24 protein-coding genes and 2 tRNA genes are annotated in these 24,747 nt (G+C 32.3%); 16 read left to right on the top strand and 10 right to left on the bottom strand.

Features of this window, described 5'->3' with window-relative positions; genetic code table 11:
* Nucleotides 1–18: 18 nt before the first annotated feature.
* The 12 genes from acpS to GVY01_RS07220 all read left to right on the top strand — a co-directional run bounded on the left by acpS (nucleotide 19) and on the right by GVY01_RS07220 (nucleotide 8,467).
* The gene (gene acpS, locus GVY01_RS07275; protein ID WP_017637334.1) at nucleotides 19–396 is read left to right on the top strand and encodes a holo-ACP synthase; all 378 of its coding nucleotides are present in this window, start codon (nucleotides 19–21) and stop codon (nucleotides 394–396) included.
* Nucleotides 397–444: 48 nt separating this feature from the next.
* Nucleotides 445–1,593, top strand: a complete 1,149-nt coding sequence (gene alr / locus GVY01_RS07270; RefSeq protein WP_017637333.1) for an alanine racemase — start codon at nucleotides 445–447, stop codon at nucleotides 1,591–1,593.
* A gap of 91 nt (nucleotides 1,594–1,684) precedes the next feature.
* Nucleotides 1,685–1,855: a type II toxin-antitoxin system antitoxin MazE gene (gene mazE / locus GVY01_RS07265; protein ID WP_017637332.1), complete on the top strand. Its 171-nt coding sequence runs from the start codon at nucleotides 1,685–1,687 to the stop codon at nucleotides 1,853–1,855.
* Nucleotides 1,852–2,214: a type II toxin-antitoxin system PemK/MazF family toxin gene (locus tag GVY01_RS07260; protein ID WP_017637331.1), complete on the top strand. Its 363-nt coding sequence runs from the start codon at nucleotides 1,852–1,854 to the stop codon at nucleotides 2,212–2,214. Before mazE ends, GVY01_RS07260 begins: the two co-directional genes overlap by 4 nt.
* 323 nt (nucleotides 2,215–2,537) lie before the next feature.
* Nucleotides 2,538–3,539, top strand: a complete 1,002-nt coding sequence (locus GVY01_RS07255) for a SpoIIE family protein phosphatase (RefSeq protein WP_159333695.1) — start codon at nucleotides 2,538–2,540, stop codon at nucleotides 3,537–3,539.
* 94 nt (nucleotides 3,540–3,633) lie between these two features.
* Complete coding sequence (locus GVY01_RS07250; RefSeq protein WP_029056199.1) at nucleotides 3,634–3,960, top strand: anti-sigma factor antagonist; 327 nt, start codon at nucleotides 3,634–3,636, stop codon at nucleotides 3,958–3,960.
* Between the two features lies 1 nt (nucleotide 3,961).
* Complete coding sequence (gene rsbW / locus GVY01_RS07245; RefSeq protein WP_017637328.1) at nucleotides 3,962–4,441, top strand: anti-sigma B factor RsbW; 480 nt, start codon at nucleotides 3,962–3,964, stop codon at nucleotides 4,439–4,441.
* Entirely contained in the window at nucleotides 4,416–5,186 is a 771-nt protein-coding gene (sigB, locus tag GVY01_RS07240; protein ID WP_017637327.1) for an RNA polymerase sigma factor SigB, read from the top strand. The genes rsbW and sigB overlap by 26 nt, the downstream gene beginning before the upstream one ends.
* A gap of 220 nt (nucleotides 5,187–5,406) precedes the next feature.
* Nucleotides 5,407–7,557 (top strand): Tex family protein, encoded by a 2,151-nt coding sequence (locus GVY01_RS07235; RefSeq protein ID WP_159333694.1) that lies wholly within the window; start codon nucleotides 5,407–5,409, stop codon nucleotides 7,555–7,557.
* Complete coding sequence (locus GVY01_RS07230; protein WP_029056202.1) at nucleotides 7,550–8,008, top strand: SprT family protein; 459 nt, start codon at nucleotides 7,550–7,552, stop codon at nucleotides 8,006–8,008. Before GVY01_RS07235 ends, GVY01_RS07230 begins: the two co-directional genes overlap by 8 nt.
* Before the next feature lie 283 nt (nucleotides 8,009–8,291).
* A tRNA-Leu gene (locus GVY01_RS07225) sits at nucleotides 8,292–8,377 on the top strand.
* A 16-nt stretch (nucleotides 8,378–8,393) separates the two neighbouring features.
* Nucleotides 8,394–8,467 (top strand) — tRNA-Gly (locus GVY01_RS07220).
* A gap of 780 nt (nucleotides 8,468–9,247) precedes the next feature.
* On the opposite strand, the gene ilvA is transcribed toward GVY01_RS07220, so the two are convergent.
* The 9 genes from ilvA to ilvD form a co-directional block, all read right to left on the bottom strand.
* Nucleotides 9,248–10,516 carry a threonine ammonia-lyase IlvA gene (ilvA, locus tag GVY01_RS07215; protein WP_017638122.1) on the bottom strand — a complete coding sequence of 423 codons (1,269 nt, stop codon included), beginning with the start codon at nucleotides 10,514–10,516 and terminating at the stop codon, nucleotides 9,248–9,250.
* A gap of 12 nt (nucleotides 10,517–10,528) precedes the next feature.
* Nucleotides 10,529–11,098 carry a 3-isopropylmalate dehydratase small subunit gene (gene leuD / locus GVY01_RS07210; protein ID WP_017638121.1) on the bottom strand — a complete coding sequence of 190 codons (570 nt, stop codon included), beginning with the start codon at nucleotides 11,096–11,098 and terminating at the stop codon, nucleotides 10,529–10,531.
* On the bottom strand, nucleotides 11,099–12,469 hold the full coding sequence (leuC, locus tag GVY01_RS07205) for a 3-isopropylmalate dehydratase large subunit (protein ID WP_017638120.1): 1,371 nt from the start codon (nucleotides 12,467–12,469) through the stop codon (nucleotides 11,099–11,101).
* 15 nt (nucleotides 12,470–12,484) lie between these two features.
* Nucleotides 12,485–13,528 carry a 3-isopropylmalate dehydrogenase gene (gene leuB / locus GVY01_RS07200; RefSeq protein WP_017638119.1) on the bottom strand — a complete coding sequence of 348 codons (1,044 nt, stop codon included), beginning with the start codon at nucleotides 13,526–13,528 and terminating at the stop codon, nucleotides 12,485–12,487.
* Nucleotides 13,525–15,060, bottom strand: coding sequence for a 2-isopropylmalate synthase (locus tag GVY01_RS07195; RefSeq protein WP_017638118.1), 1,536 nt, complete (start codon nucleotides 15,058–15,060; stop codon nucleotides 13,525–13,527). Before GVY01_RS07195 ends, leuB begins: the two co-directional genes overlap by 4 nt.
* Nucleotides 15,061–15,081: 21 nt before the next feature.
* Entirely contained in the window at nucleotides 15,082–16,086 is a 1,005-nt protein-coding gene (ilvC, locus tag GVY01_RS07190) for a ketol-acid reductoisomerase (RefSeq protein WP_017638117.1), read from the bottom strand.
* Between the two features lie 131 nt (nucleotides 16,087–16,217).
* The gene (locus GVY01_RS07185; protein ID WP_017638116.1) at nucleotides 16,218–16,460 is read right to left on the bottom strand and encodes an ACT domain-containing protein; all 243 of its coding nucleotides are present in this window, start codon (nucleotides 16,458–16,460) and stop codon (nucleotides 16,218–16,220) included.
* On the bottom strand, nucleotides 16,460–18,253 hold the full coding sequence (gene ilvB / locus GVY01_RS07180) for a biosynthetic-type acetolactate synthase large subunit (RefSeq protein ID WP_017638115.1): 1,794 nt from the start codon (nucleotides 18,251–18,253) through the stop codon (nucleotides 16,460–16,462). Before ilvB ends, GVY01_RS07185 begins: the two co-directional genes overlap by 1 nt.
* Before the next feature lie 18 nt (nucleotides 18,254–18,271).
* The gene (gene ilvD / locus GVY01_RS07175) at nucleotides 18,272–19,960 is read right to left on the bottom strand and encodes a dihydroxy-acid dehydratase (protein ID WP_017638114.1); all 1,689 of its coding nucleotides are present in this window, start codon (nucleotides 19,958–19,960) and stop codon (nucleotides 18,272–18,274) included.
* Nucleotides 19,961–20,399: 439 nt separating this feature from the next.
* Here ilvD and tsaE point away from each other — a divergent pair, with 439 nt between their 5' ends.
* Genes tsaE through tsaD form a run of 4 tightly spaced genes read left to right on the top strand, consistent with a single transcriptional unit; the run spans nucleotide 20,400 to nucleotide 22,975 of the window.
* Nucleotides 20,400–20,846, top strand: a complete 447-nt coding sequence (tsaE, locus tag GVY01_RS07170) for a tRNA (adenosine(37)-N6)-threonylcarbamoyltransferase complex ATPase subunit type 1 TsaE (protein WP_017638113.1) — start codon at nucleotides 20,400–20,402, stop codon at nucleotides 20,844–20,846.
* The gene (tsaB, locus tag GVY01_RS07165) at nucleotides 20,843–21,508 is read left to right on the top strand and encodes a tRNA (adenosine(37)-N6)-threonylcarbamoyltransferase complex dimerization subunit type 1 TsaB (RefSeq protein ID WP_017638112.1); all 666 of its coding nucleotides are present in this window, start codon (nucleotides 20,843–20,845) and stop codon (nucleotides 21,506–21,508) included. Before tsaE ends, tsaB begins: the two co-directional genes overlap by 4 nt.
* The gene (rimI, locus tag GVY01_RS07160) at nucleotides 21,481–21,945 is read left to right on the top strand and encodes a ribosomal protein S18-alanine N-acetyltransferase (protein WP_017638111.1); all 465 of its coding nucleotides are present in this window, start codon (nucleotides 21,481–21,483) and stop codon (nucleotides 21,943–21,945) included. The genes tsaB and rimI overlap by 28 nt, the downstream gene beginning before the upstream one ends.
* Complete coding sequence (gene tsaD / locus GVY01_RS07155) at nucleotides 21,938–22,975, top strand: tRNA (adenosine(37)-N6)-threonylcarbamoyltransferase complex transferase subunit TsaD (protein ID WP_017638110.1); 1,038 nt, start codon at nucleotides 21,938–21,940, stop codon at nucleotides 22,973–22,975. Before rimI ends, tsaD begins: the two co-directional genes overlap by 8 nt.
* A 50-nt stretch (nucleotides 22,976–23,025) precedes the next feature.
* Here tsaD and GVY01_RS07150 read toward each other — a convergent pair whose 3' ends face one another.
* Nucleotides 23,026–24,648: a MutS-related protein gene (locus tag GVY01_RS07150; RefSeq protein ID WP_108168337.1), complete on the bottom strand. Its 1,623-nt coding sequence runs from the start codon at nucleotides 24,646–24,648 to the stop codon at nucleotides 23,026–23,028.
* Nucleotides 24,649–24,747 lie beyond the last annotated feature (99 nt).

Here is a 24,747-nt window from a genome sequence, read left to right as displayed (position 1 = left end):
AAATAATGAGGCGGAAAAATGATATATGGAATAGGTGTAGATTTAATAGAGATAGAAAGAATTAGAAAAGTATATAATAAACAAAAGATGAAATTTGTGGAAAGAATTCTTTCAGAAGATGAATTAATGACGTTTAATCAATTCACACAGGAAAAACGTAAAATAGAATATTTAGCTGGAAGATTTTCAACTAAAGAAGCGTTTAGTAAAGCGCTAGGAACTGGTTTAGGGAAAACAATAGCTTTTAATGATATCAATTGTTATAACAATAACTTAGGTAAACCGTGTATTGATTACAAGGATTTTCGAGTTCATGTCAGTATTACTCACACTGATAATTATGCAATGAGCCAAGTGTTATTAGAACAATTAGATGATAATAAACAATTCAAATAGGTGAAGTTTTGAAATGAGTTGTTAGGCTTTAAAGGAGGAAATAAGATTATGTCAGAAAAATTTTATAGATCGACATATTTAAATATAGACTTGAATGCAATCTTATCCAATTATCAGACTTTTGATAAATTGCATGCTAATAAAACTGTTATCTCAGTAATTAAAGCTAATGGATATGGTTTAGGAAGTGTTAAAATCGCTCAACATTTAATGGAGCATGGTGCTTCTTTCTTTGCAGTAGCAACCTTAGATGAAGCAATCGAACTACGTATGCATGGTATTAAAGCTAAAATTTTAATATTAGGGGTTATCCCACCAACAGATATTAATAAAGCTATACAACATCGTGTTGCATTGACTGTTCCATCGAAAGCATGGTTAAAAGAATCAATTAAGAATATTTCTGATGAAAATGACAAAGCGTTATGGCTGCATTTAAAACTTGATACTGGTATGGGCAGATTAGGAATGAAAGATGTAGAAGAGTATCAAGAAGTCGTAGATATTATTAGTAAATATGAAGATTTAGTGTTCGAAGGCGTTTATACACATTTTGCTAGTGCTGATGAACCTGGTGATTCTATGGCCAACCAATACCAACTTTTTCAAAATATAGTTAATCAAGTCGACAAACCGCCATATATTCATACTCAAAATTCTGCTGGTTCATTATTAATGGATGGACAATTTTGTAATGCTATTCGTCTAGGTATATCGCTTTATGGATACTATCCATCAGAATATGTAAATCAAAATGTTAAAGTTCATCTAAAGCCAAGTACACAATTAGTCAGTGAAATTGTTCAAACAAAAACATTAAATGAAGGTGAATCTGTTAGTTACGGCAGCACATTTACTGCAACCGAGCCAACAAGAATTGCCATTTTACCTATAGGATATGCAGATGGTTATTTACGTTCAATGCAAGGAGCTTTCGTCAACGTTAATGGGAATCAATGTGAAGTGATTGGTAGAGTCTGTATGGATCAAACAATTGTAAAAGTCCCAGACACAGTTAAAGTTGGTGATAAAGTTATATTATTAGATAATCATTCAGATACTAATCAATCTGTTGAAGCATTAGCTAAGAAACAAGATACGATTAATTATGAAGTCTTATGTAATTTATCAAGAAGATTGCCACGTATTTATTATGAAAATGATAATACTGAGATAACTAATGAATTATTAAAATAAGTATAGTCACTGTTTTCAAAATTTGTTATTATTAAGATAAATCAATAAACCTTAAAAAACGCTACTTTTGAAACCAATGGAGGTTCTTTGTATGTTATCTTTTAATCAAAATAGAAGTTACAGTTTAGAGCAATCTTTAAAAGAAGGTTATGCACAAATGGCTGATTTAAATCTCTCCCTAGCAACCGAAGCTTTTCCAATTGAATGTGAAGCGTGCGATTGCAATGAAACATATTTAAATTCTAACGCTAAGAATGAATGATTAGAAGAGGAGATGTTTATCTAGCAGATTTATCACCTGTTCAAGGGTCCGAACAAGGGGGAGTAAGACCCGTCGTTATTATTCAAAATGACACAGGTAATAAATATAGTCCAACAGTAATTGTTGCAGCAATTACTGGAAGGATTAACAAAGCTAAGATACCCACACATGTAGAAATAGAAAAGAAGAAGTATAAACTTGATAAAGATTCTGTAATCTTACTTGAACAAATTCGAACGTTAGATAAAAATCGTTTGAAAGAAAAGCTCACATATTTGTCAGAAAACAAAATGAAAGAAGTAGATTACGCCCTAGACATCAGTCTAGGTTTACATAATTTTAATCATCCAAAGACTTAAATTATTGTATGTATTTAACAAATACAAATAAAATAATGAAATAAAAGACAATAACTTTATAATAATTATAACTGCATGAATGTTTAACTAATTAATTTATTTTAATTGTTAAACCATGCATTTTTAACATATTAAGAGCAATGATAGTTATTTCGAAGGACTATTTATTATAAAAGGATGTCTTAAGTTTAGTTATATGGCTTTAGGTATTCCACTCCTAAAGTCTTTTTTAGATAGTTAACAAAACTGTGTAATGCTATTAAAAAACATAAATGTAGCGATTGGGAAACAAGTATTAATGTTGTAGTTAGGAGGCAAAAATCGTGGAAGAATTTAAAAAAGATTATAAAAAATTGATAGATGAAAGCTTAAGCACGAATAACAAAACACAATTAATAAAGAAGTGTGAAGAATTCACTAATGAAGTTATAAAAAAAGATATTTTGCCAGAAGATATTGTTGAAATACATAAAAATTATATTTCTTCATTAGACATAGCTGAACATGAGGCACTTAACACATTAGATGTTTTACAGGAAGTTGTTAAAGGATTTGGATATAGTTATAGAGACTATCAAAAATTAGTCAATAAACTACAATACCACGATAAAGAAATTGATTTAGCTTCTAGACTACAACAAACTATGTTTAAAACAGATATTCCTCAGTTTGATAGTATACAAATTGGCGTTATTTCAGTTGCTGCTCAAAAAGTAAGTGGAGATTATTTTAACTTAATTGATCATAATGATGGAACTATGAGTTTTGCCGTTGCAGATGTCATTGGGAAGGGAATTCCAGCTGCATTAGCTATGAGTATGATTAAATTTGGTATGGATTCTTATGGACATTCACAATTACCAAGTGAAGGTTTAAAGCGACTTAACCGTGTTGTTGAAAAAAACGTAAATCAAAATATGTTCGTTACAATGTTCTATGGTTTATATGAAGAAATGAACCATTTATTATATTGTAGTTCAGCTGGACATGAACCTGGATACGTTTATCGTGCTGAAACTGAAGAATTTCAAGAAATAGAAGTAAGAGGACGCGTGTTAGGTATTAGTCAACAAACACGGTATAGCCAACAAGAAATTCCTATTTATATTGATGATTTAGTAATAATTCTTACGGATGGCGTAACTGAAGCTAGAAATAAAGAAGGCGAATTTATAAAAAAAGAGACATTATTGAATCTTATTAAAAAATATAAGCATATGCACCCACAGGACATAGTTCAAATTATTTATGAAGCTATTTTAAAAGTACAAAATCCTCATAAAAAAGATGATATGACCATATTGATTATAAAACGAGTGAATTAAACTTTAATTTATGATTAAGGAATTATGACAATGGGTATAATTATTCTTGAATAGTAAACTAGAAGAATCGAAATACAATTAGGAGTGTAATTAAATGAATCTTAATATTGAAACTGTCACACATGATACATATTATGAAGTTAAAGTTGGCGGAGAACTTGATGTTTATACAGTACCTGAACTAGAAGAGGTACTTGTGCCAATGAGACAAGAAGGTACACATGACATCCATGTAAATTTAGCAAATGTAAGCTATATGGACTCAACAGGTTTAGGTCTATTTGTAGGAACACTAAAAGCATTAAATCAAAACGATAAAGAGCTTTATATCTTAGGAGTATCTGACCGTATTGGAAGACTCTTTGATATTACTGGATTAAAAGATTTAATGCATGTTAATGAAGGAACGGAGGTAGAGTAACATGCAATCTAAACAAGATTATATTGAAATGCGGTTACCAGCTTCTGCCGAATATGTAAGTTTAATTAGATTAACACTGTCTGGTGTGTTTACCAGAGCAGGTGCATCATATGATGATATAGAAGATTCAAAAATTGCGGTTAGTGAAGCTGTAACTAATGCAGTAAAACATGCTTATAAACATAATCCTGAAACAGGCATGATTAATTTGTGCTTTGAAGTATTTGACGATAAAATTAAAATTGTTATTTCAGATCAAGGTGAAAGTTTTGATTATGAAACTACTAAGTCTAACTTAGGACCATACGATAATAACGAAAATGTAGATTTCTTACGTGAAGGCGGATTAGGTTTATTCTTAATTGAATCCCTTATGGATGAGGTTACTGTTTACAAAGAATCTGGTGTTACGATAAGTATGACTAAGTATATTAAAAAAGAGCAGGTGCGAAATAATGACGAAAGAGTCGAAATCAGTTAATGATGTATCACCTGAACAGATTAACCAATGGATTAAAGAACACCAAGAAGACCAAACTAGTGGCGCTCAAGATAAATTAGTTCGTCATTACCGAAAACTAATTGAATCATTAGCTTATAAATACTCTAAAGGTCAATCACATCATGAAGATTTAGTTCAAGTGGGAATGGTTGGTTTAATAGGTGCTATAAATAGATTTGATTTGTCATTTGATCGAAAATTTGAAGCATTCCTAGTGCCAACAGTTATTGGTGAAATTAAAAGATATTTGAGAGACAAAACATGGAGTGTTCATGTTCCAAGACGTATAAAAGAAATTGGTCCTCGTATAAAGAAGGTTAGTGATGAACTTACAAATGAATTAGAACGCTCACCATCAATTAGTGAGATTGCTGAACGTTTAGAAGTTACTGATGAAGAAGTTCTTGAAGCTATGGAAATGGGCCAAAGTTATAATGCGCTAAGTGTAGATCATTCAATCGAAGCAGATAAAGATGGTTCAACAGTTACATTGTTGGATATTATGGGTCAACAAGATGATAATTATGACCTTACTGAAAAACGAATGATTCTAGAAAGAATTCTACCAATATTATCAGATAGAGAAAAAGAAATCATACAATGTACGTTTATCGAAGGTCTTAGTCAAAAAGAAACTGGTGAACGTATAGGTCTGAGCCAAATGCATGTATCACGATTACAACGTACTGCAATCAAAAAGTTGCAAGAAGCAGCTAATCAGTAAATAATTAAATTTAAAATATTATAACAAAAATAAGGTTATTATTTTTTCAGTAAAATGTAGATACTAAATGAGTACTATATTTATGAAGAAGTAGTAATCTTATTTTAATTTAAACAAGGTTTTAAAAAGAATTTTATTAATGAAACCTATCTAAGCAATATGAAATTAACGGATTATGTTAAAATAAAAAAATAAATTAAAGAAAAAGTGTGGTAGAACAATGGACAATCATTTAATTAAATCAATCATCGAAAAGTACAATTTTTTTGAAAAACAAATTACATCAGTACTAAAATTATTAGAGGATAAAAATACTGTTCCTTTCATAGCAAGATACCGTAAAGAACAAACAGGTGGCTTGGATGAAGTTGAAATCAAACAAATTTCAGATGAATATCAATACATGGTTAACTTACAAAAGAGAAAAGAAGAAGTCATTCATAGTATCGAACAACAAGGCATGCTATCTGATGAACTGAAAAATGATATTCTAAAACAAACAAAATTACAACGTGTAGAAGATTTATATAGACCATATAAACAAAAGAAAAAAACACGTGCTACTGAAGCTAAAAGAAAAGGATTGGAACCTTTTGCTACTTGGCTTTTACAACCTCAACTTGACGAAGCGGTTGAAGCTAAAGCTAAAATTTACATTAATGAAGAAGTTGAAAGTATTGACGAGGCAATTCAAGGGGCACAAGATATTATTGCTGAACAAATTTCTGACAACCCCAAATATCGTTCAAGAATCTTGAAAAATGTTTATCACCAAGGACAAATAGTAACTACTAAGAAGAAAAAAGCTGAAGATGAAAAAGAAATTTTCGCTATGTACTATGATTATGCTGAACCTATTAAAAAAATGGCTAATCACAGAGTATTAGCAGTTAATAGAGGCGAGAAAGAAAAAGTATTAACTGTAAAAATTGAATTTGATACTACGCAAGTAGAAAAAGATATCGAAAAACAAGAAATTAAAAAAGAAACTGAAGCCACATATATTGTTAAAGATGCAATCAAAGATAGCTTAAAAAGGTTAATTATGCCTTCGATAGAAAGAGAAATAAGAGGCGATTTAACTGAAAAGGCGGAAAATCATGCCATTGATGTGTTTAGTGAAAATTTAAGGAATTTACTTTTACAACCACCTATGAAAGGTAAACAAATATTAGGTGTTGATCCAGCGTTTAGAACTGGTTGTAAATTAGCGGTGATTAACCCTTATGGTACTTTTGTAGCTAAAAATGTGATATACCCACACCCACCTGTAAATAAATTAGATAATGCTGAAAAAGTAATCGTTAAGATGATTAATGATTATAGTGTTCAACTTATTGCAATTGGAAATGGTACTGCTAGTAGAGAAACAGAACAATTTATAGCCAATGTAATACAAAAATATAAATTGAATGTTCAATTCATAATAGTAAATGAAGCGGGTGCATCAGTTTATTCTGCTTCTGAAATTGCAAGAGCTGAATTTCCTGATTTCCAAGTTGAAGAAAGAAGTGCAGTATCAATCGGAAGAAGGGTTCAAGATCCGTTAAGTGAACTTGTTAAAATTGACCCTAAATCAATTGGTGTAGGTCAGTATCAACACGATGTTAACCAAAAAGAACTAGAAAAAGCATTAACATTTGTAGTAGAAACAGCGGTTAACCAAGTAGGAGTGGATGTAAATACAGCATCTCGTTCATTATTACAATATGTATCTGGTCTGACTTCACAAATAGCACAAAATATTATTGAATATAGAGAAGAAAATGGAGCTATCAAGCACCATAAAGAGATTGCAAAAGTAAAAAGACTAGGCGCAAAAACTTTAGAACAAAGTATTGGATTTTTGAGAATAGTTGATGGTACAGAACCGTTAGATAATACATCTATTCACCCTGAAAGCTACAATGCAACATATGAGTTACTTAAACAATTAAATCTAAAAGTTAAGGATTTAGGTAACGATACATTAAAAAATAAACTAGATTCGGTTAATATAAAAGAATTGGCTGAAGAACTTAATATAGGTGAGCCAACACTCGAAGATATTATAAATTCTCTAAAAGCACCTAATAGAGATCCACGTGATGAATTTGAAACACCAATATTAAAATCCGATGTACTATCTATTGAAGACTTAAAAGAAGGTATGAAACTTAGTGGTACCGTTAGGAATGTTGTGGATTTTGGAGCATTTGTAGATATTGGAGTAAAACAGGATGGACTCGTTCACGTTTCAAAACTATCTAAAAGGTTTGTAAAAAATCCTATAGATATAGTTAGTGTTGGGGATATAGTTGAAGTTTGGATATTGAGCATTGATAAACAAAAGGATAAAGTTGCATTGACAATGATTAACCCAAATGAATAATCAAGAACTAAAAAACTTAGTGTGTGAAATATCCATTGAATATTTTAAAATTCCTTTTCAACATGATGCATACTTTAATAGTCGACTAAGAACTACTGGCGGCAGATATATGTTAAAATCTCATAACATTGAAGTTAATCCTAAGCAATATGAAAAATATGGAAAGAAAGCAATTATTGATATAATAAAACATGAATTATGCCATTATCATTTACATTTAACTGGAAAAGGTTATAAACATAGAGATAGTGACTTTAAAGTTTTGAGTAGTAAAGTAGGGGCACCAAGATTTTGTACACCTACAAAATCTTATAAAGAAAGAGCTAATTATATATATTCATGTAAAAATTGTTTTACAAAATATTTAAGAATTAGGAAAGTAGATGTAAATAAAATGAGATGTGGAAAATGTGGAGGAAAATTAAAACTATCTGATCACATTTCTAAATGAGTTACAAATATCTAAATGCAAATTAATAGTATCAAATATAACAAGGAGTACTATGGTTAATATATTGCTATAGTACTCTTTTTGAAATTTTAATAATTTTTATTATTGACATAGTCTTTACAATGATTTATTATAAATAACGTTGCGTTAACAAAACACATCACTTTATAAGTTAATTAAGATTATTAATTTAATATTAAAAACTTGTTGACATAACATTTCAAATGTTTTACAATATATTATGCTATTAAAAAGTAGTTCGATATTTTAAAGCGTTTTGCCAGCGGTCGTGGCGGAATGGCAGACGCGCTAGGTTGAGGGCCTAGTGGGAGAAATCCCGTGGAGGTTCAAGTCCTCTCGGCCGCACCAAATAACTTAATTACATGCGGGTGTAGTTTAATGGCAAAACCTCAGCCTTCCAAGCTGATGTTGTGGGTTCGATTCCCATCACCCGCTCCAATATTTACAAAATGAACATTGAAAACTGAATGACAATATGTCAACGTTAATTCCAATAATGTAACGAAAGTTACAACAATTAATTTAGTTTTTATGAGCTAATCAAACATCATAATTTTTTATGGAGAGTTTGATCCTGGCTCAGGATGAACGCTGGCGGCGTGCCTAATACATGCAAGTCGAGCGAACAGATAAGGAGCTTGCTNAAAGAACGCTACGAGCTTAGTCGAGCTAAGTGAGTAAGAGAGAGACGAAAAAGAAGAAGAATGCGAGCGTTTATCTCGAGTTGAGAAAGCTCCTTAGCGCCGATGGTAGCAGACTAACGTTCTAAAGCAAAACAGCGATTTATAATCGCATTGTTGTACTTAATAGCTTTAGCTATTAAGTACAACTATATATGCTAGGCAAATAATAGGATGCGATGAGCCGCATTGAGACCGTAAGGTCTCTTTTTTTAATACATAAAAAGTGAAGTGCTTTAAATCATCAATGAAGAGCGGGGCTCCAACAAAGAGAATTTTGGTAGAAAATTCAACAAGCAATGCAAGTTGGGGTAAAGGAACGCTACGATCTTAGTCAAGCTAAGTGAGTAAGAGAGAGACGAAAAAGAAGAAAAATGCGAATGATTGACTCAAATCAAGTTTAGCTCAGCAGTTTAAATAGTTCTAATAAAATTTTATTAACCATTTTTCATAAAGAATAAAGACTAAATTTTAAATAAAATAAAATCGGAGTTACATGGAAATTATTCCACTTAACTCCGATTAGTTTTTACACTAGTTAAATTAATAAAGAGTATAGCATTTTGTTTTCATTAATATATATATTTGAAGGATCAAATATACTTACTTTTTCTTTTAAATGTTGTAAATCTGCGTGATCCTTAAGTTGAATACCAATAATAACTGTACCAGTATTTTGAGATGATTTTTTTAAATACTCAAATTTGGTAATGTCATCTTGAGGGCCGAGCACATCATTAACAAATTCTCTTAGAGCTCCTGGTCTTTGAGGGAAATTAAGGATAAAATAATGTTTCATTTCTTCATATAAAAGTGATCGTTCTTCAATTTCTTTCATACGATTGATATCATTGTTACCACCACTAACTATACAAACTACAGTTTTTCCTTTAATTTGTTGACGATAGTTTTCTAAAGCAGCAACACTTAATGCACCCGCGGGTTCTGCTATAATAGCTTGCTTAGAGTACATATCAAGTATTGTTGAACATACAGCGCCTTCATCTACTTGAACATAGTCATGTACTTTAGATTTAGCTATTTCAAATGTTAAGTCACCAACTCTAGCTACTGATGCACCATCTACAAATTTATCAATTTCTTTCAATGTAACTACTTTATTATTAACGACAACAGATTCATACATACTACTAGCCCCAGCAGGTTCTACGCCAATAATATTGGTCTTAGGAGAATAATCATGGAAATAAGTACTAATACCTGAGATTAGTCCTCCACCTCCTATAGCTGCGAATAAATAATCAAACTCAATATTTTCATCTTGAGATTGATGTATAATTTCTTTAGCTAGGGTACCTTGACCAGCAATTGTATAAACATTGTTAAATGGATCGATAAATGTCATATCATGTTGTTTAGTATAATCTAATGCTTCAGCTAGACAATCATCAAAGGTATCACCAGTTAATTTTATTTCTACATTTCCGTTTCCAAAAAACTGAACTTGATTAATTTTTTGTAGGGGAGTAGTTACTGGCATAAAAATGACAGCATTTAAATCTAACTTTTTTGCAGTGTAAGCAACACCTTGAGCATGATTGCCTGCACTAGCACATGTAATACCCTTATTTTGAATTTCTTCAGATAATACGGAGATAGCATTATAGGCACCTCTTAGTTTGAATGAACGTACCCATTGTAAGTCTTCTCTTTTCAAATATACTTTACAATCATATTTTTGAGATAAATAATGATCTAATTGTAAAGGAGTCTCTTTTACTGTATCTTTAAGACGTAAAAAAGCTTTATCGATATCTTTTGTTGAAACTGTTGTTTTTAATGTCATAATAGTCCCACCCTAATGTGCTTTTTCATATTTTTCAATTAAATCTTCATACTGTAATGTTATATCTATATCATCTAATCCATGAATGAGTTTATTTTTCCAAGTTTCATCTATATCAAAATGGAAAGTTTTCTCCGGCGATGAAACTGTTTGATTTGGTAAGTCAACTGTAATTTCTTTAAAGCTTGCTAAATGCTCTCGAGAAGTTTTATCTAATTTAATAGGTAACATAGCATTTTTTGTACAATTCATGTAAAAAATATCACTATAGCTTCCTGCAATAATAATACTGAATCCATAATCTTTTAATGCCCAAGCAGCGTGTTCTCTACTGGAACCACAACCAAAATTATCTCCAGTTATAAGAATACTTGCGCCTTTATATTCTGGCTTATTTGGATTAAATTCTGGATTATCAGTTCCATCTGGTAAATAACGCCATTCATCAAATGCAAAAGGACCAAAACCTGTTTTAGATATACGTTTTAAATGAGCTTTTGGAATGATTTGATCAGTATCGATATTGTCATAGAACAATGGCACGATTTTACCTGTATAAGTGGTAATTGGTTTTATATCCATTTATATAACCACCTTTCTAACATCTACAAATTTTCCGTTAATTGCTGCTGCTGCAGCTATTGCAGGAGAAACTAGGTGTGTTCTGGCCCCTTTACCTTGTCGTCCTTCAAAATTTCTATTACTTGTAGATGCGCAATGAACACCTTCTGGAACTTGGTCTGGATTCATTCCTAAACACATTGAACATCCAGGTTCACGCCATTCAAATCCTGCATCTTTAAAAATTTTATCTAGACCCATCGATTCAGCTTCTTTTTTTACAGTACGTGAACCAGGTACGACAATAGCAGTGATATTTGGATGTACTTGTTTTCCTTTTACAATATGACTAGCTTCAATTAAATCTGATATTCTAGCATTTGTACATGACCCTAAAAAGACATATCCTAATTCAATATCTTCGGCTTTTTGACCTGGCTTTAGCCCCATGTATTGATATGCGCGTTCATCATTAGAATCTTTAATAGCAGGGAATGGCGTACTAAAGCTAACACCCATTTCTGGGTTGGTACCCCAAGTGACTTGCGGTTCAAGATTTGTAACATCAATATTAATAATTTTGTCGAAATAGGCATCTTCGTCAGAATAAAGTTGTTTCCATTGTGGTATCATTTCATCTATATTTTTAGCGAATTGACGTCCTCTTACATATTCAAATGTAATATCATCTGGTTGCATCATCCCATATTTTGCACCTGCTTCAATAGCCATATTACAAATAGTCATTCTAGCTTCCATTGATAAACTTTTGATTGTTTCACCGGTGAATTCTAGAGCATATCCAGTACCAAAATCTACACCATATTGATTAATAAGATAGAGGATAATGTCTTTTGCATATACTCCATTAGGTAACTTTCCTGAAATATCAATTTTTAAATTTTTGGGTTTTGTTTGCCATAACGTTTGAGTAGCAAAAACGTGTTCAACTTCACTTGTTCCAATACCAAATGCAATTGCTCCAAAAGCACCATGTGTGGCTGTATGAGAATCACCACAAACAATCGTCTTACCTGGTTGAGTTAGACCAGTTTCAGGGCCGACCATATGTACGATTCCTTGTTCATCTGACCCCATATCAAATATATGAACACAGAAATCTTCTGCGTTTTTTTGGAGGGTAGTTATTTGTTTGTTTGCAATTTCATCTTTGATATTAAAAATATCAATAGTAGGTACATTATGATCTAAAGTAGCAAATGTTAAATCTGGACGACGTAGTTTTCTTTTTTGTAATCTTAATCCTTCAAAAGCTTGAGGCGAAGTAACTTCATGTATAAGATGTAAATCTATATATAATAATTGAGGGTCACCTACATTTCCATGTAAGACATGTTTATCCCATACTTTATCAAATAGTGTTTGTCCCATAAGATGACGCCTCCCTTAAGTGTAATCTTCTTTTAGTAGTTTAATGATTTCGGAAGTACGATATGTTCCTCCTAAATCTGACGTACATTTTCCTTCTCTAATAAATTGATAAATTTTATGTTCTAACTCATTAGCTGCTGCAACTTCATTAAAACTTTCCCTTAAGCACATAGCTAAAGATAGTAACATTCCAAATGGATTAGCAATATCTTTTCCTGCTATATCAGGTGCTGATCCATGAATAGGTTCGTAAAGTCTAGTTCCATCTTTACCAAAACTTGCTGATGGAGATAATCCTAGCGAACCAGGAATAACTGAAGCTTCGTCACTTAAAATATCGCCGAATAAGTTTTCAGTTACGATAACGTCGAATTGTGTTGGTCGCGTAATCAAATGCATACTACATGCATCAACAAGTAAATGTTCTACTTCTACGTCAGGATAATCTTTCTTAACTTCATCAACAGTTTTTCTCCAAAGTTTACTAGAAGAAAGCACATTTTCTTTATCTACAGATGTTAATTTCTTATGACGTTGTTGTGCTAACTCAAATGCAACTCTTACAATTTGTTCGATTTCATCACGGGTATAAGTTAAAGAATCTAAAGCATGATGTTCTGAGAGTTCTCTTGGTTCTCCAAAATACAGTCCGCCAGTGAGTTCTCGTACAATAACTAAGTCTGTGCCCTCAACTCGATCTTGTTTAAGTGGAGAGAGGTGACTTGTTCCATTTGTAACAATAGTGGGGCGAATATTAGCATATAAATTAAGTGATTTTCTAAGTTTTAATAATCCTTGTTCAGGACGTAAATTTGGATTACTCCATTTCGGACCACCAATAGCTCCCAGTAATATTGCATCAGCATTTTGACAAGCTTTTAACGTCTCATCAGTTAGAGGAGTACCATAGTTATCTATAGCTGCTCCTCCAAAATGATGTGTATCTATGTGATAATCAAATTGATATTTCTGACTAATTTTCTCTAAGATACCTAGACTTCCATTTAGTATTTCTGGTCCTATGCCGTCTCCAGGTAAAGCAACAATGTTATAGGTCATGATTGGATACCTTCTTTCTCTTTTGTTTCAGCAACATATTTTGCATGGGCTTCAACATAAGCTTTGCAAGAAGCTTTTAAAATATCATGGTCAATGCCTATACCACTAACTTCTTTATTTTCGATGATAAGGTTAACATGAACTTCAGCTTGTGCATCAGTACCTTCAGTGACAGAGTCTATTCGATAATCAATCAATTCTGTTTCACGTTTAAATATTCTATCAACAGCATTATAAATAGCGACAATGGAGCCAGTACCAATGCTTGAATCTTGATAAATATTATTGTCTTTATCTTTAATAACAACTACTGCACTTTGAAGACCATTTGATACAAACTGAAGTTGTAAAGTTTCAAGTTGGAAAATGGCACTTTGTTCATGTTCTGAACCTTGAATTAAAGCATGAATATCACGGTCAGATACAGCTTTTTTCTTATCAGCAATTGCTTTAAATTGCTTAAACAAATTGACTTGATCTTCAGAAGTAATGTCATAACCTAATGCTTTTAGTTTTTCAGTAAAGGCATGCTTTCCTGATAATTTGCCCAGTGGTAATTCAGTTGTACTGACACCTACTAATTGTGGCGTCATAATTTCATAAGTTTCGCGATGTTTTAGAACACCATCTTGATGAATACCAGATTCATGACTAAAGGCATTTTGGCCAACTATGGCTTTATTTCTTGGAACACGAATACCAGCATATCGTGAAATTAAATCAGAAGTATTTTTAGTTTGTTGTAAATTAATTTGTGATTCAAAACCATAATGATCTTTACGAACATATAAAGCTAAAGCAACTTCCTCAAGTGCCGCATTACCAGCACGTTCTCCTATACCATTTACTGTACCTTCAATGCGTCTTGCACCACCTTCAATTGCAGCAAGACTATTTGCGACAGCCATACCTAAATCATCATGACAATGAGCGCTATAAATGATTTCTTTATCAGAATGAACGGATTCAGTTAATGTTTTAAAAATTTGTCCATATTCAGAAGGGTAGCTAAAACCAACAGTATCAGGGATATTGATGATAGTTGCACCAGCATCTACAGCAGTTTGTACGCTTTTTATTAAAAATGAAATATCAGTTCTCGTTGCATCTTCAGGTGAAAACTGAACAACTTCAAAATATTTTTTAGCATATGAAACATGTTCTTTTATTGATGCTAAAACTTCTTCTTGTGTCATTTTTAATTTATGTTCTAAGTGAATAGGAGATGTAGCAATAAAAACATGGACACGAGGTTTAGTAGCTAACTTTGTTGCTTCATAAACTGCGTCAATATCTGATTTCTTACATCTAGCTAAGCCACATACTGCTGTTTTTGTTAAAGCTTTAGATATCGCTTCTACCGATTTGAAACTTCCTGTACTTGAAGCGGGAAAGCCGGCTTCAATAACGTCGACTCCCCATTTTTCAAGTTGTTTCGCTATCTTTAAACGTTCGTCAAAAGTAAAATTGACTCCCGGTGTTTGTTCACCATCTCTAAGCGTTGTATCAAATATTTGAATATGGCTACTCATTTTAATTCACTCCTTAATCCATTACTTTTCAATTCGTTTCGATTTAATAAATGGCATCATATCACGTAGATCACGGCCAACTTTTTCAATTGGATGACCAGCTTGTTCTTCACGCATTCTATAAAATTCTTTGAAACCATTTTTATTATCTTCAACGAAACTGTTAGCAAATTTACCGTTTTGAATATCTGTTAATACGGCTTTCATATTTTCTTTAACATCTGGCGTAATCACACGTGGACCAGATACATAATCACCGTATTCGGCTGTATTTGAAATTGAATAACGAACATTGTCCATTCCGCCTTCATACATCAAATCAACAATCAATTTCATTTCATGTAATACTTCAAAATATGCAAGTTCAGGTTGATATCCAGCTTCCACTAGTGTTTCAAAACCACTTTGAATTAATTTATGAACACCGCCACAAAGTACAGCTTGCTCACCAAATAAATCAGTTTCAGTTTCTTCTTTAAATGTAGTTTCAATAACTCCAGCACGTGTAGATCCGATACCTTTTGCATAACTTAATGCGATATCTCTAGCATGGCCAGTTGCATCCTGTTGTACTCCAAATAAGGAAGGGACAGCGCTACCTTCTTCAAATGTACGTCTTACTAAATGACCAGGGCCTTTTGGTGCTACTAAGAATACATCAACATCTTCGGGTGGTTGAATAACACCAAAATGAATATTGAAACCATGTGCGAAAGCTAGGGCATTTCCAGATTCTAAATTTGGTGAAATTTCATTTTTATAAACATCACCTTGAATTTCATCAGGGATGAGTACCATAACCACATCTGCTTGTTTAGTTGCTTCATCAACAGGTAATACTTCAAAGCCGTTCTCTTTAGCTTTATCAAAAGAACGTCCAGGGCGGATACCAATAACAACATCATATCCATTGTCTTTTAAGTTTTGTGCATGTGCATGACCTTGTGAGCCATAACCAATTACTGCAATTTTTTTACCTGCTAGTGCGTCTGTTTTTACTGTTTCGTCATAATATACTTTAGTCATAATAAATTCCTCCAAAATAATTTAAAAATTTGAAATATTCCGAAATTTTAAGGCGATTAACTAGTGATGATAGCAGCTCGTTTAAGATACTGTTTTTAATGAACACTAGCGCATCAAAGGTTAATCATAATTTATGCTGAATGTTGCTCTACACTTAAAACATTAATTTGTTGTTTAAGCTTATTTATTAAAATATTTAATAACTCTTCGTCATCAATATTAACAATGAGTTCCATATCTGAAACGTTAGGGTCATCATTACGTTTTTTAACGTGTAATTCTTCGATATTATACTGTAATCTAACAAATGCACTTGTAATTCTATTTAATGTACTTACTTGATTCATTACTTCTAACTTTAAATGTCTTCTCATTAGTATCCCTCCATTTCGTGATTTGCTTTACCACTTGGAATCATTGGATTTACTGGCTCGATAGGAGAGATACGCACTTCGATAAGTGCCGGACCATTATAGTTGAAAGCTTCATCGAGTGTTTCTTTAAGTTGATTAGGTTTATCAATTAAGAATCCTTTAACTCCATATGCTTCGGATAGTTTCATAAAATCAGGTTGATCATTAAATACGGAATGGGAAAAACGTTGATTAAAGAATTTATCTTGCCACTGTTTAACCATACCTAACGTACCATTATTAATTAAGACTATTTTAATATTTAAGCCGTATTCAGGCAGTAAAGCCATCTCTTGATTAGTCATTTGGAAACCACCATCACCAACGAAACAAACAACAGTTTTATCAGGTCTGGCTAGTTGGGCGCCAATTGCAGATGGAATACCGAATCCCATTGTACCTAGACCACCACTAGTAACCCATTGACTGTGACTTTTGAATGGATAAAATTGAGCTGCCCACATTTGATGTTGACCTACGTCAGTAGTCACAATTGCGTCGCCATTCGTAATATGTCCAATATATTCGATAGCTTCTTGAGGTTTGCAAAATGAGTCATTGTTATCTTTTTCATATTTGAAAGGGTAACTTGATTTGTTAGTTTCACAAGTTTGCAACCAGTCATCATGATTTGGTACTTGAACATTAGCGTTTTCTAATTGTTCTAATACATTTTTACAATCTGCAACGATACCTAAATCTGTATCTATCACTTTATTTAATTCAGAAGGATCAATATCTACATGAACGATTTTTGCATTTGGTGCAAATGCATCAGGTTTACTGGCAAGTCTATCGTCGAAACGACTACCTAAATTAATTAATAAATCACACTCTGTTAATGCCATATTACTTGCATATGAACCATGCATACCTCCCATACCTAAAAATAGGGGATGATCGTATGGTACTGCACCTAAACCTAATAATGTTGTGACAGTAGGGATTTTATGTTGAGTTACAAAATTTGTTAATAGTTCATTAGATTTTGAATGATTAATTCCAGCTCCAGCTAAGACTAGAGGCTTTTTAGAGCTATTTAAATAAGATACTAATGTTTCAATATCATTTGAATCAGCTACTGTGTTGACTTGATATCCAGGTAAATCAACAGTTTCAGATAATTCTACATTAGTCGACAAAATACCCATATCTTTTGGAAAATCAATGACTACTGGTCCTTTTCTACCAGTATTTGCGACATGAAAAGCCTCATGAACAATTCTAGGAATGTCTTCTACTTTTTTTACTTGATAGTTTTGTTTAGTAATAGGGGTAGTCATTGATAATAAATCAGCTTCTTGGAATGCGTCTTTACCGATACCAGGTGTAGCGACTTGTCCCGTAAATACAACTAAAGGTAAAGAATCACTATGAGCATCCGTGATTCCTGTTATAGCATTGGTTGCTCCAGGACCACTAGTAACGACGACGACACCTGTTTTACCTGAAACGCGTGCATATCCTTCGGCAGCATGTGTTGCACCTTGTTCGTGCCTTGCTAAAATATGTTTAATTTTACCATCGTAAAATGTGTCATATAAAGGTAGTACTGCACCACCAGGATATCCAAAAATAAATTCTACATCTTCATTTTGTAACGCTTCAACTAACAATTCAGATCCTGGTCTCATTTCATTTAGTGTTTGGTTTTTCAAGTATTCAGGTTTACTAGATTCTGCCACTTTCATAGTGTCGATAGGTTGGTTTGATTCTGAAGTATTGTGTTCTGGCATGTCACTTAATTTAGTCATGAAAATCAACTCCTAATTTTAGATAAGGTTTTCGGGTACTTGCATGATTCCACCCGTATTAGCACTAGTTACTAATGAAGTATAACGTGCAAGATATCCTGTTTTAACCTTTGCTTTAAATGGTTCTAGTTGTTCTCTACGGCGGTATAATTCTTCTTCAGGTTGATCAACGTTTAAAGTTCGGTTAGTTAAATCAATTGTGATTTCGTCTCCGTCTCTGATTAATCCAATTGGCCCACCTGAAGCTGCTTCTGGAGAAATATGTCCTACAGCAATACCTCTTGTTGCACCTGAAAATCTTCCATCGGTAATTAATGCAACGTCTTTACCTAAACCTCTCCCAACAATTGAAGAAGTTGGAGCTAACATTTCTGGCATTCCAGGACCACCTTTAGGCCCTTCGTATCTGATAACTACAACATGACCTTCGCGAACAGTATGGTTATCAATTGCTTCAACAGCTTCATCATGTGAATTGAAACAAATTGCTTTTCCAGTAAATGTTTTAATAGATGGGTCTACCCCTCCAACTTTGATAACTGCACCTTTTGGAGCTAAATTACCGAATAAGATAGATAAACCGCCTTCTTTGTCATAAGGTTTTTCTAGTGAGTGTATAACATCAAAATTTTTAATTTCTTTACCGTCATTATTTTCTCTTAATGTTTTTCCGGTTACTGTAATTCTATCTGGGTGTAAAGTGCCTTCTTTCTTCATTAGTTCATTGATAATTGCTGGAACTCCACCAGCTTCATGAACGTCATGCATAGAGTATGATGAACTTGGAGCAATTTTAGATAAATAAGGTGTTTGCTTTGCTACTTCATTAATTCGTTCTAAATCGTATTCAATTCCAGCTTCATTAGCAATTGCAAGTGTATGAAGTACTGTATTAGTTGAACCACCCATTGCCATATCTAATGCGAAAGCATCATCAATAGCTTCTTTAGTTACGATATCTCTTGGCTTGATGTCGTTTTTAATATTTTCTACTAATCTAAATGCAGCTTCACGAATCATTTCTCTACGCTGATCACTAACTGCTAGGGCAGTGCCATTATATGGTAAAGCTAACCCAAGGACTTCCATTAAACAGTTCATTGAATTGGCTGTAAACATTCCAGCGCATGAACCGCAAGTAGGGCAGGCATTTTGTTCCATATCTAGAAATTCTTCTTTAGAAATAGAACCTTCTTTGAAAGCACCAACAGCTTCAAACATTGATGATAAAGTTAATGCTTTACCTTGGGCAGATAAACCGGCTTTCATTGGACCACCTGAACAGAAGATAGCTGGTACATTTGTTCTAACTGCTGCTAGTAGCATACCAGGTGTGATTTTGTCACAGTTTGGAATATAGAAAACGCCGTCAAACCAATGAGCATTGATGACTGTTTCTGCTGCATCAGCAATGATTTCTCTAGAAGGAAGAGAATACCTCATTCCAATGTGTCCCATAGCAATACCATCATCTACGCCAATAGTATTAAATTCAAAAGGAATAGCGCCTGCTTCTCTAATAGCTTCTTTAGCAATGTCTGCTAGTTCTCTTAAATGTACGTGGCCTGGAACGATATCGATATATGAATTACAAATAGCAACGAATGGTTTGTTCATATCAGTTGGATTTTGAAGTGCGCCCGTTGCGTGTAAAAGACTTCTTGCTGGAGCTTGGTGATCTCCTTTTTTGATCATGTCGCTTCGCATAATTAATTCCCCCGTGGATTATTTTAGAAAAATAAAAAACGCCCCAAAATTTTTTGGGACGTTCATAAGTCCCATTCAATTACAAATAGGACTTAAACATTTAGTAAAAGGATTAATTACTAAAGTTCCAGCCCTTGAGAGTATAATAAAATAATATTGTTTGAAGTTGTCGTTGAATATTGATATGTGTGATTAGTCATTTTATTATACTCCCTTCACTGAATGGTAATTTATTCTGAATAGTTTGAATTGTTTTAAAATTTATAAACTTAATTTACTACATAGAGAAAAGCGTGTCAATAATATTTTAGAATTTTCTTACAATTCATTTTAAAAAATTGTTAATCATGTTAACGAAGAAATTAGCGTCAAAATTTGTTACACTAAATAAGTTAATAAAATTCTTGGAAAATGAAAAACATTAATAGGAGAATGGCCTATGATTAATATTAAAGACAAAGATGAAATGAAACAATTTGCTAACCAGTTAGTTGAGTTAATTGAACCAAGCGACTTAATTTTATTGAATGGAGATTTAGGTGCTGGAAAAACGACACTTACACAATTTATTGGTCAAGCTATGGGTGTTACACGTACGATTAATTCACCAACTTTTAATATTATTAAATCTTATAAAGGTACAAACTTAAAGTTGCATCATATGGATTGCTATCGATTGGAAGATTCAGAAGAAGATTTAGGATTTGATGAATATTTTGAAGATGAGGCTCTTACAGTGATTGAGTGGAGTCAATTTATCAAAGATTTACTACCAAAAGAAGCTTTAGTTATTAATATAAAAGTTATAGATGAAAGCCAACGTCAAATTACACTTGAAGCTGAAGGCAATCATTATATTGCTATGAAGGAGGCACTTGAACAATGAAATTATTGTTGATAGACACTTCCAATCAACCTTTATCAGTTGCCATTACAAACAATAATGAAACAATTGCTGAAATTAATAATAATTCCAAAGTAAATCATTCAGTGCAGCTCATGCCTGAAATCCAACGTTTGTTTGAACAAAGTGGTATTTCAAAACATGATTTAGATGGAATTGTTGTTGCAGAAGGACCAGGATCATATACTGGTTTAAGAATTGGTGTGACTACTGCAAAAACACTTGCTTACGCATTAAATTGTAAATTGTACGGTGTATCTTCATTAAAATCACTAGCAGCTTGTATAAAAGAAGATTATCGACTTTTAGTACCAATATTTGATGCAAGACGTGAGGCAGTATATACGGGTATTTACCAAAGACAAAGCGATGGAACATTAGAAACTATTTTAGAAGATCAATACATTTCTATTGAAGATTTAAAATCAAAATTACATGAATTTAATCAAAAATATCTATTTATAGGACAAGATACTTCTAAGTTATCTCATTTATTAGAAGGGGACTATATAGATCAATTACCACAAGCATCTGTGATGAGTGAACTTATTAGTCAACCTGCTGATATTCATAGTTTTGTTCCAAAATATCATAAAATAACTGAGGCAGAGAGAAATTGGATAAACCAACAAAAGAACAGTTAAATATAAGAAAAATGAGTATAGATGACGTTCCGTCGGTGTTTGACATAGAAAGAAATAGTTTTAACGATAGTTCATGGACAATTGATGCATTTTATCATGAAATTGAAAAGAATGAGTTTGCAAATTATTTTGTCATAGAATTTGATAATACTATCATAGGATATTTAGGGTTATGGATAGTGATTGATCAAGCACAAATTACTACTATTGCAATTACTGAACAATTTAGAGGTTATGGTTTAGGGCAACTTCTATTAAAATATGTTATGAATTATGCAAGTCACAAATGTGAAATGATGAGTTTAGAAGTAAGAATAGATAATATAGTAGCGCAACATGTTTATCAAAATCTAGGATTTCAATATGGTGGTAAACGAAAAAATTATTATGGAGAAGGGCAGGATGCATTAGTGATGTGGGTGAATTTAAGTGAATAATAATCAAACTTTGATATTAGCAATAGAGACAAGTTGTGATGAGACAAGTGTAAGTATTATAAAAAATGGAACAGAGATATTATCGAATACGGTTTTAAGTCAAATAGAGAGTCATAAACGTTTCGGTGGAGTTGTGCCTGAAATTGCAAGTAGACATCATGTTGAAGGGATTACAACAACGATTGATGAATCTTTACAAACGGCTAATGTATCTATGAAAGATATCGATGCTATAGCTGTAACTCAAGGACCAGGTCTTATTGGAGCATTACTTATTGGCATTAATGCTGCAAAAGCTTTAGCGTTTGCATATGATATCCCATTAATACCTGTTCACCATATTGCTGGACATATATATGCTAATCATTTAGAAACACCGCTCACATTTCCACTCATAGCCTTAATTGTTTCAGGTGGCCATACAGAATTAGTTTATATGAAAGATCATTTAAATTTTAAAGTAATAGGTGAAACAAGAGATGATGCAGTAGGTGAAGCATATGATAAAGTAGCTCGCACAATTGATTTACCTTATCCTGGTGGACCTCAAGTTGATCAATTAGCAGCTAAAGGCCAAGACACTTATCAATTTCCTAGAGTATGGTTAGAAAAAGATAGCTATGATTTTAGTTTTAGTGGATTGAAAAGTGCAGTCATTAATCAATTGCATAACCAACGTCAAAAGGGACAAGATATAATTCCAGAAAATGTAGCAACAAGTTTTCAAAATAGTGTTGTAGAAGTAATAACTACTAAAGCTATTCATGCATGTAAAGCTTATAATGTTGATCGACTAATTGTTGCTGGTGGCGTAGCCAGTAATCGTGGCTTGAGAGAAAGTATAGCCAGTCAGTGTGAACAAAATAATATTCAATTAACAATACCAGCACCAAAATTATGTACTGATAATGCAGCAATGATTGGTGCTGCAGGTCACTATTTATATTTAGCTGGTAAACGTGGTGATATGGCTATGAATGGCCAAAATAATATTGATATAGAAGATTTTACAATAGAATCTACTTTATAAAACAAAAGTCAGTAGTGAGAGAAAAATAATTCTCAAACTACTGACTTATTTTATTGATTCTCAACTTGTTGTTTAGCACGCTTATATATATCGTTAGGAAATTGAGTCAGTCTCAATAACTCTATTGCATTTCTAGTATTCGCCTTACCTGGTTTAATTTTAAAATCGAAATCAATAGAATCATTCTTAATAGACTCATTAAAGTGATAATTAATGAAACTTGGACTTAATAATGATGATAGTTCAATATCATGTGTTGCCGCTAGAACATAATAGTTCGGTATATTATTTAAATAGGTTAATACCGATTCAGAAGCGGCAATTCTTTCTGTTGTGTTTGTGCCTTTAAATATTTCATCTATAAAACAATATATTTGTTTATCAGTTGAAATATTAAATAAACGTCTAATGGATTTAAGTTCAGCCATAAAATAACTATCTCCAGATAGAACATCATCTGCATTAGCCATCGATGTGAATACTAAGCCAGGTACATATTTAAATTGAGAGGCTGTAGCAGTCTCTATTGATTGGGCTAAAATTAAATTAAGTGCCACTGCTTTCATAAAGGTAGATTTACCAGAAGCATTCGAACCAGTTAATAAAATATTTTGATTAATAGATAAATCATTCGGTACAGCATCTGTAATTAATGGATGCGTTAAATCTTCAAAATCACATAAATAATGTTGTGTATCTTGTGATTGTATTATTTCAGGTTCGCAATATTCATCTAAAGTTTCTTGATATAAAGAAATAGCATAATGATTATCTAACTGACCAATATAATCATAACAATTTAATACTTCTTCTAAATATTTATAATAACTATTTTGTATAATGTGAAAGATTGTATAATCTAGCATGAAAACAGTTTTAATTAATAAAATAAAGGCAGATGCAAAATCGCCACCTTCTATTTTTACTAATAAGCCACTTAAATAGCGAGCACTTTTAAAATGATTAAAGTTTACATTTAAATCTGGTGTTCCTTCAATTTCAGTTAATTTCTTACTTTGACTTAAAATATTTGCAGTATAAAAAATAGTTTTCAAATCTTGCTCATAAGTCTTTTTTAAACTCACAGATAAAATAATATTAAAAACACAAGCTAATACGAGTACCATAATTCCATTAGATGTATTAATAAACGTATAGACTAAAGCGATAATTGGTAATAATGGTGCAAACATAAATAAGATGTTGCCCTTAATTGGTTTTAATTGATCGGGGAAGTGAGGATACACACTTTTACCAATTTGTGCTAAATGGAAAGCAACTTGATTTCTAAATGAACGATTATGCTTAAAATAACGTTTTAATTCTTTATTATTTGCTTTAAACATACCACGTAAAGTAGCATATAATCTCATTTCACCAATGGCTGTAAAGTTAAAATTCATAGATTGAAATAATGCATCCATATTTAAATCTGACCAAGTTTTATTATCTATAAGCGAATTTTCATCATAATTAGAACGATATGTTTGATATTGATAATCATATCTGGCATTAGGTCGAATAAAATTTTCTAATTTTTGACGATTGGGCCATAATTGATTAATTTTTGTAACGAGTTGTTTTTTATTAAAAATCGCAGAAATAATACACACTATTGTAGTTAATAAAACAACACCTAACACAAATAATAGAAATAAACGGACATCATCCATAAAAAAGCTCCTTTATGTATTATTAACGTAATTATTTCATATCATTATTTAAGAAACAATGAAGTATGTAATGATTGTATTAATTTAATGTCAATAGGG

Origin of the sequence: Staphylococcus sp. 8AQ (genome assembly GCF_902506595.1) — a bacterium.
GTDB lineage: Bacteria > Bacillota > Bacilli > Staphylococcales > Staphylococcaceae > Staphylococcus > Staphylococcus pasteuri.
Note: the sequence above shows the minus strand (reverse complement) of the source record. Positions and strands in the feature narration are given on the sequence as shown.